The organism is Spiroplasma sp. hy2 (assembly GCF_044714365.1).
Lineage (GTDB): Bacteria > Bacillota_I > Bacilli_A > Mycoplasmatales > Mycoplasmataceae > Spiroplasma > Spiroplasma phoeniceum.
In genome coordinates, this window is sequence record NZ_RXFZ02000337.1 from 1 (window position 1) to 604 (window position 604).

General features: G+C 20.4%; 1 protein-coding gene and 1 pseudogene. One reads left to right on the forward strand and one right to left on the reverse strand.

Annotation, left to right across the window (positions count from 1 at the left end; genetic code table 4):
• Positions 1 to 225 (forward strand): hypothetical protein (locus EHV01_RS06385; protein WP_422066725.1); only part of this gene is annotated, 225 nt, incomplete at its 5' end.
• Positions 226 to 250: 25 nt separating this feature from the next.
• Here EHV01_RS06385 and EHV01_RS06390 read toward each other — a convergent pair.
• A pseudogene (locus tag EHV01_RS06390) lies at positions 251 to 604 on the reverse strand (hypothetical protein); the annotation flags it as partial.

A 604-nucleotide genomic window follows, 5' to 3' on the forward strand; every position in this document is an offset into this window, starting at 1 on the left:
AWAWRYTTACAATTATATTATACTAATGATGTAAAATTAAAAATTAGATTTTCAAAAGTGTTATATTTAGAATTATCACTAGCGTATCTTAATCATAGTACTATGAAGTTTTATAAATATTTTGGTAATAACAAAGACATTATAATAGATTTTTATAATCAAAATGTTTTAGGAATTAAAAATAAAAGTATTAACCCTGTTAAAATTACAATTAATCCAAGATAAATAAAAAGGAGATTAAACCGCTCGCTTATTCTCCTTTAACTTTTATATTACCTTTATTATCAATAATTAAGTCAGGTTCTTGTTTATCTAATGAATTTCAACAATAAATTGATTTAAAAACTGTTTCACTATATGGTTGACTAAATTTTCAAGAAAATGAAGAATTTCATTGAACTGCTATATCTTTTGGAAATTTTATTTCTTTATTTTTAATTAAACCTATTGTTTCCATAAGTATAAATAATTTTTCTACACCATCTTCATTAACAATTGTTCTTTTTCCATTTTCTTTTGATGTTTTTATATCATTTTTAAATTTTGTAATTCTTCAATTTTCACTTGAATTACTGTGTCATACTACATAATATCATTTATTATH